General features: G+C 54.7%; 4 protein-coding genes. All 4 read left to right on the forward strand.

Annotation, left to right across the window (positions count from 1 at the left end; translation table 11 throughout):
* Positions 1-99 precede the first annotated feature (99 nt).
* The 4 genes from AC4FIC_RS11980 (at position 100) to AC4FIC_RS11995 (ending at position 7,145) form a co-directional block, all read left to right on the forward strand.
* On the forward strand, positions 100-1,974 hold the full coding sequence (locus AC4FIC_RS11980; protein WP_158524366.1) for a sensor domain-containing diguanylate cyclase: 1,875 nt from the start codon (positions 100-102) through the stop codon (positions 1,972-1,974).
* A gap of 165 nt (positions 1,975-2,139) precedes the next feature.
* Complete coding sequence (locus AC4FIC_RS11985; RefSeq protein ID WP_476195009.1) at positions 2,140-4,041, forward strand: sensor domain-containing diguanylate cyclase; 1,902 nt, start codon at positions 2,140-2,142, stop codon at positions 4,039-4,041.
* A 240-nt stretch (positions 4,042-4,281) separates the two neighbouring features.
* Complete coding sequence (locus AC4FIC_RS11990; protein WP_100257689.1) at positions 4,282-6,432, forward strand: adenosylcobalamin-dependent ribonucleoside-diphosphate reductase; 2,151 nt, start codon at positions 4,282-4,284, stop codon at positions 6,430-6,432.
* Positions 6,433-6,443: 11 nt separating this feature from the next.
* Positions 6,444-7,145, forward strand: a complete 702-nt coding sequence (locus AC4FIC_RS11995) for a TSCPD domain-containing protein (protein WP_100257690.1) — start codon at positions 6,444-6,446, stop codon at positions 7,143-7,145.
* Positions 7,146-7,151 lie beyond the last annotated feature (6 nt).

Raw genomic sequence — 7,151 nt, forward strand, 5'->3', positions numbered from 1 at the left:
GCGCCCAACTATACTCGTCTGTAACGCCCTAATAGTTAAGTTTGGCCACTACAAGGCCTACCACTCACTGTTGTATATTAAGGTGACCTATTGACCCCCGTGAAAAGACTGATTCGACGCTCGGCCATCCTGGTCTTGTCGGCACTGACCGGACCGCTGTTCGCCGCCTCGGTGCCCACCTTGGATGCGCAGACTGCGCTCAACAAGGGTGAAGTCAGTCTGAGCGGCACCTGGGGCTTTACCTGGGGCCGCTGGATCCCCCTGGATACGATTCAATCGAGCGAACTGTCGGTCGAGCACGTTGAGCTGCCGAACTTCTTACTCAACCTAGGGAGCAGCCAAACCCAGAAAACCGATAATATTGTTCAAGGCTATGGCACCTATGTTTTGCAAATCGACAACCTCCGTGAGGCATTTGAGCATCCCACCCTGTTTGTCCGCTATGTGCAAGATGCTTGGCAGGCATGGTGGGTCGATAGCAGCGGCGAGATCAGCCTACTGGGGCAATCGGGGCAGATAGCCAAGCGCGCGGATGAGCAGGCGTTTCGCAACAATACCGCCATTATCCACCTGCCCGGCAAGAGTCAGAGCGGCACTCTGGTGATCTACCTATCGGCCTATCACACCAGCTATGCCGGCCTCTATGGTGAACTGACCATACGCGAACAGGAGACGACCCTAAGGGGGCTGCTGACGGACCTGACCGTACGCACTTTTTTAATCGCTGTTGGTATCTATGTCACCATTCAGAATTTGGTTTTCTATGTTCGCCGGCCGCAAGAAAAAACCCTCTTACTCTTAGCGCTGTTTGCCGCGGTGATTTTAGTACGGGCGGCTTTAGCGTCCGGCTATGTCGACTATTTTATTGCCCAACCGCGCTGGGCAACAACCTTTTTTAAGGCAGAATATCTGTTAGTGGTCTGGCCAGGTATCGCCGCGTTACATTTTTTATTGGCGTTTTTTCCGGTGCGCGGATCGCGTCAGTTTATGCTCGGGGTCTACCTGTTCTTTGGCGCACTGATACTGGTCACCAGTTTTGCTCCCTTGTCGCAAGTGACGCTAAATCTATGGGCCTATCAAATCGGCCTGCTGGTTTTTACCGCGCTATGCATGATTACCGTGGTGCGCGGCCTGGTGCTTCGACTTCCGGATGCCCGGCATTTCTTATTCAGTATCACGCCGCTCGTCTTGGCCGTTTTTAACGATCTGATCGCCGGACAAATGGCCAGTTATAATTTCTTTATTGTCGAGTATGGTTTGTTTCTCTTTCTCTTCGTACAGACTCAAATTCAGTCGACTCGCTTTGTCGACGCACTGAAAACATCCGAACACCTGAGCGCCCATCTAGTTGAGGAAGTTGCCCTAAAAACTCGGCAACTGCGCTTACACAACGAGCGTTTAACCGAACAAGCCGTGGATCTGTCGCATCAAAACGACGAAATAAAATTGATCGCCGAGACCGATCATCTGACCGGCCTACTCAATCGCCAAACCCTGGACAAGTTATCCGAGCTGCAATTCCAGTTGGCCATCGGCTATCGCCAACCCTTGGCGCTGGTGATCATGGACCTCGATCATTTCAAGGCCATTAACGATACCCATGGCCATCTAGTGGGCGATGAATGTCTGATCTTTGTGGCATCTTTTTTACGCGGCTACAAGCTGCGTAAGCGCGATATCATCGCCCGCTTCGGCGGCGAAGAACTGGTTATCCTGCTAGCCGATACCAACCTCGCCATGGCCACCAAGATTACCCAGGATCTTTGCGATAGCCTGGCCAAGACACCGGTCACCGGCGACCATCCCGATATCATCCTGACCGCCAGCTTTGGCATTGCCGAGCGGATTAGCAGTCGGGCACAAAGCGTGCACCAACTGATTGGCTTTGCCGACCAGGCCCTCTATCAGGCCAAGCGGCACGGTCGAAACCGGGTGGAGGCCTACGACCCGAGCGGGCCCGAGGCAGAGGTCTAAGCGGCTCAAAAACCCCACTCCGTCTACGCTAGACCCTGGCCTCAAACCACCCCCCAGACGCCGCGGATCGTCCGCTGTTCCGACTATACTGATTCAAGCTATCAGCGCCGATTAGGTTGGCCAGATCTCGCCCCGACACTCACTCTTAGGCCCTAAGGTAAGCTATTGACTGTATTCAAAAACCTGACGCGCCTAGGTACCACCTTGTTGCTCTGGGCACTGCTCGAGCCAGTGTTGGCCGCGCCCGTTCCAACACTTAACGCCGAGGCGGCGCTGCAAGATGGCGAGCTTAGCTTGGCCGGCAGCTGGGGCTTTAGTTGGGGCCGCTGGCTACCGTTGGATCAGATTGGCTCCGCCGACCTCTCTGTGGATCGGGTTGAACTGCCCAACTATTTGGTCGATTTACCGATAGAGGGTCTGGCCGGGCGCGACGGCATCGTGCGCGGCCATGGCACCTACCTGCTGCGACTCACCCATCTGGACGCCGCCTTTGTCCGTCCGGCTCTATCGATGCGCTATGCTCGAGACGCTTGGCAAGCCTGGTGGGTCGACGACGCCGGCGCGGTGCAGCTGCTCGGTCAGTCCGGGCAGATTGCCGAAAACGCCGAGGACCAGGCGATGCGTCATAAGGCGTCCTTATTGATCCTGCCCAGCACCAGCCAGGGCGGCACCCTAGTGGTGTACCTGTCGGCGTACCATTCAAACCATTCCGGCCTCTATGGCGACTTTACTTTGCGTGAGTATGACAGTGCATTTCGTCTCATCCTGACCGACCTATTGGTGCGCACCTTTCTGATCGCGGTGGGCATCTATGCGACTATTCAAAATATGGTCTTTTTCCTGCGCCGACCCCAGGAAACCACCCTGCTGCTCTTGGCGCTTTTTTCCGGGGTTAGCCTCTCCAGAGCGGCTTTTTCATCCGGTTATGTCGACTATTTTATCGCCCAGCCCTACTGGTCTATTTTTTTCTATAAGGTTGAGTACATCTTAATTTTTTGGCCGGCCATTGCCGGCCTGCAGCTATTGTTAGGATTTTTTCCGGTGCGTTCGGGGCGTCAGTTGATGCGGCTGACCTATGGTCTCTTTGCCCTAGCAATTCTGGCAACCGCTATCGCCCCGATGTCCAGCGTCACCGCACATCTATGGGCCTATCAACTGGCGTTACTGTTCTTCACCCTGCTCTGTTTGCTGACTATTATTCGTGGCCTCATACTGCGCCTGCCCGATGCGCGCCATTTCCTGCTCAGCGCCACGCCCCTGATGATGGCCGTTATCAATGATGTAATTGCCGGCCAATTGGCCAGCTATAACCTCTATGTGACCGAATACGCGCTCTTTGTGTTCCTCTTTGTACAAACCCAGATCCAATCGGCGCGCTTTGTCGACGCGCTAAAAACCTCCGAACATCTGAGTGCGCATCTGGGTGAGGAAGTGGCCCTGAAAACCCGCCAACTGCGTTTGCACAATGAGCTGCTCACGGAACAGGCCGAGGACCTGTCGCATCAGAACGATGAAATAAAGTTGATCGCCGAAACCGATCACCTGACCGGCCTGCTCAATCGGCAAACCCTAGATAAGTTATCGGAGCTGCAATTTCAGCTCGCCATAGGCTATCGCCAACCCCTAGCGCTGGTGATCATGGATCTGGACCATTTTAAGGCGATCAACGACACCCATGGCCACCTGGTGGGTGACGAGTGTCTAATATTCGTCGCGTCCTTCTTACGCGGTTACAAGCTGCGCAAACGGGATATCATTGCCCGCTTCGGCGGTGAGGAATTGGTTATCCTGCTGGCCGATACCGATCTGGACATGGCGCTCAGCATGGCTCAGGATCTGTGCGTTCATCTGGCCAAAACACCGGTGCGCGGTGATCATCCGGATATTACCCTGACCGCCAGTTTCGGCGTTGCCGAACTGATTAGCAGCCGGGCGAACAGTGTGCATCAGTTGATCGGCTTCGCCGACCAGGCCCTGTATCAGGCCAAGCAACGGGGTCGCAACCGAGTTTCCGCCTATACCCGCCCCGCTGCGGACCGGCGATCCACGACACCGGGCGCAGTCTGAGCCGAGCGTTTGGCAATTACCAGTTACCCCAGAGCCCGCTCCGGGTCAACTTCAACTTGAATCGCATAGCCCCGGAAAAAATATTTTTCGCCGCCAAACCGCACGGCGGTCGGGCTGCGTCAATGTCAACAATGCAGAAAAATAAAATTCCCTTCCAACACTACAGATAGTGTTTTAGAATCACTTTCAACACTACAACTAGTATTTAATCTCATTCTGTAGACTAAGGAGCCTGCCGCCATGACTGACAAAACAGAGCTGGAACGTGATAATTGCGTCAAGATCGACCATCAATCCGCGTCGATCGACATCTGGGACTCCAAGTACCGCCTGAAAGACAGTCGCGGTAACCCGGTGGATAACAGCATGCACGACACCTTCTCTCGAGTGGCCGATGCCTTATCTGCCGTTGAGAAGGGTAAGAAGAAGCAAGACGAGTGGCAGAGCAAGTTCAAGTGGGCGCTTGAAAACGGCGCCATCCCAGCCGGTCGTATTGTCTCCAATGCCGGCGCGCTGGCCCACAAACCGGCCACCTCAACCATCAACTGTACCGTGTCCGGTACCATCGAAGACTCGATGGACGGCATCCTGAAGAAGGTGCATGAAGCAGGCCTTACGCTGAAAGCCGGTTGCGGCATCGGTTATGAATTCTCCACCCTGCGCCCGCGCGACGCCTTCGTCTCCGGCGCTGGCGCTTACACCTCCGGCCCACTGTCCTTTATGGATATCTATGACCGCATGTGCTTTACCGTGTCCTCGGCCGGTGGCCGACGCGGCGCCCAGATGGCGACCTTCGATGTCAGCCATCCCGATGTAATCGACTTTATCAAGGCCAAGCGCGAAGATGCTCGCCTACGTCAGTTCAACCTGTCGCTGTTGATCACCACCGAATTTATGGAAGCCGTTAAGAACGATCAGGAATGGCCTCTGGTGTTCCCGGTTTCTGAAGCTGAAGCGCTGCGCGACGGTCTGGATGTCAACGACAGCGCTCAGGTGATTTGGAAAGACTGGCACGTCAAGAATGTCTATATGCAGAACGCAGACGGCCAGATCGCCTTTAAGGTGTATCGGGTGATCAAGGCGCGCAATCTGTGGAATATCATCATGACCTCCACCTACGATTTCGCCGAGCCAGGCTTTATTCTGATCGACAAGGTCAATGAATATAATAACAACTGGTTTTGTGAAACCATCCGCGCCACCAACCCATGTGGCGAACAGCCTCTGCCGCCCTATGGCAGCTGCCTGCTGGGCTCGGTCAACCTGACCCATTTTGTCGCCGATCCCTTCACCGACAAGGCCCGCTTCGACTGGGACAAGTATCGTAAAGTCGTGCAGATTTTCACCCGCATGCTCGATAACGTGGTGGAAATCAATGGCCTACCCTTGGAAGGCCAACGCCAGGAAATTGTCCGCAAACGTCGCCATGGCATGGGCTACCTAGGTTTGGGCTCTACCATCACCATGTTGCAAATGAAGTATGGCGATGACAAATCGGTGGCCTTCACCGAAGAAGTGACCAAAAGCATGGCCATGGCCGGCTGGGAAACCGGTTTGGAACTGGCGCGCGAGAAAGGCCCAGCGCCGGTTATGAGCGAAGAATTCGAAATCACTGGAGAGATGGTGCGCGCGCGCCCAGAAATACTCAGCGATGGCTATCAGGTGGGTGACAAGCTGCCCGGTCGTATTCTGCACGCTAAATACAGCCGCTATATGCAAAAGCTGGCCGCCGAGGCACCCGAACTGGTTAATGAACTGGCCCAAACCGGCGCCCGCTTCACGCACCATTCGTCTATTGCCCCGACCGGCACCATCAGTCTGTCGATTGCCAATAACGCCAGTAACGGCATCGAGCCAAGCTTTGCGCACCACTATAGCCGTAATGTGATTCGCTCAGGCCGCAAGACCAAGGAAAAGATAGATGTTTTTTCCTTTGAACTCTTGGCTTACCGCCAACTGGTCAATGATCAGGCCATGCCTTACAGCGACGCGGCCGATGCGCAGCTGCCGGACTATTTCCGCTCCGCCGATGATATAGCGCCGAAAGAGCATGTGGACATTCAGGCCGCGGCACAGAAGTGGATCGACTCGTCGATCTCCAAGACCGCCAACGTGCCCACCGACTACCCGTTCGATGACTTTAAAGATATTTATCTCTACGCTTATGAACAGGGCCTCAAGGGCTGCACCACCTTCCGTTTTAACCCGGAAGCGTTCCAGGGCGTACTGGTCAAAGAAGTCGATCTGGCCAACACCACCTATCGCTTCAAACTGGCCGACGGCTCCACCATGGAAGCCAAGGGCAATGAGATGATTGAATACGATGGCGAAACCCATTCAGCTGCCAACCTCTTTGATGCGCTCAAAGAAGGCTACTACGGGAAATTTTAAGGATGACTACGATGAAAAAGATTGACCAAAAGATCGTCGGCTATGAAGTCGTCACGGCAGACAAACAAGCCCTCGCCAAGGCTGAATCGGACGCAGTTGATCGCCGTGCCATCGTGCAGATGCACGAAGCGGTCGAGCGACCCGAGATGCTGATCGGCTCGACCTACAAGATTAAGACGCCGATGTCAGAACACGCCATGTACGTCACCATCAATGACATGCTGCTCAACGAAGGCACCAGTCATGAGATGCGCCAACCCTTTGAGATCTTTATCAACTCAAAGAACATGGAGCATTACCAATGGGTTGTGGCACTCACGCTGCTGATCTCAGCGGTATTCCGTAAGGGCGGCGATATCACCTTTATCGTCGACGAACTGAGCGCGGTGTTTGACCCGCAGGGCGGCTACTTTAAGCGTGGCGGTAAGTTTATGCCCTCACTGGTGGCCGAGATTGGCGATGTTGTCGAGAAGCATCTGAAGATGATCGGCATGATCACCAACGATCAGCTCGATGTGCATCAGAAGAAGATGATTCAAGAGAAACGAGCCGAATACGAAGCCCGTCAGGCCCAGCCAGCCGCCGGTGATGACAGCGACGAGGGTAACTTCCCGCCCGATGCTCAGCTTTGCAAGCTGTGCAGCACCAAGGCCGCCATCGTGATGGACGGTTGCCTGACCTGCCTGAACTGTGGTGATTCGAAATGCAATTAAGGCCCG

The organism is Reinekea sp., assembly GCF_982785585.1.

Bases quoted from the DNA above. Each gene is read 5' to 3' on its own strand.
- AC4FIC_RS11995 (WP_100257690.1), top strand. From the start codon at position 6,444: ATGAAAAAGATTGACCAAAAGATCGTCGGCTATGAAGTCGTCACGGCA.
- AC4FIC_RS11990 (WP_100257689.1), top strand. From the start codon at position 4,282: ATGACTGACAAAACAGAGCTGGAACGTGATAATTGCGTCAAGATCGAC.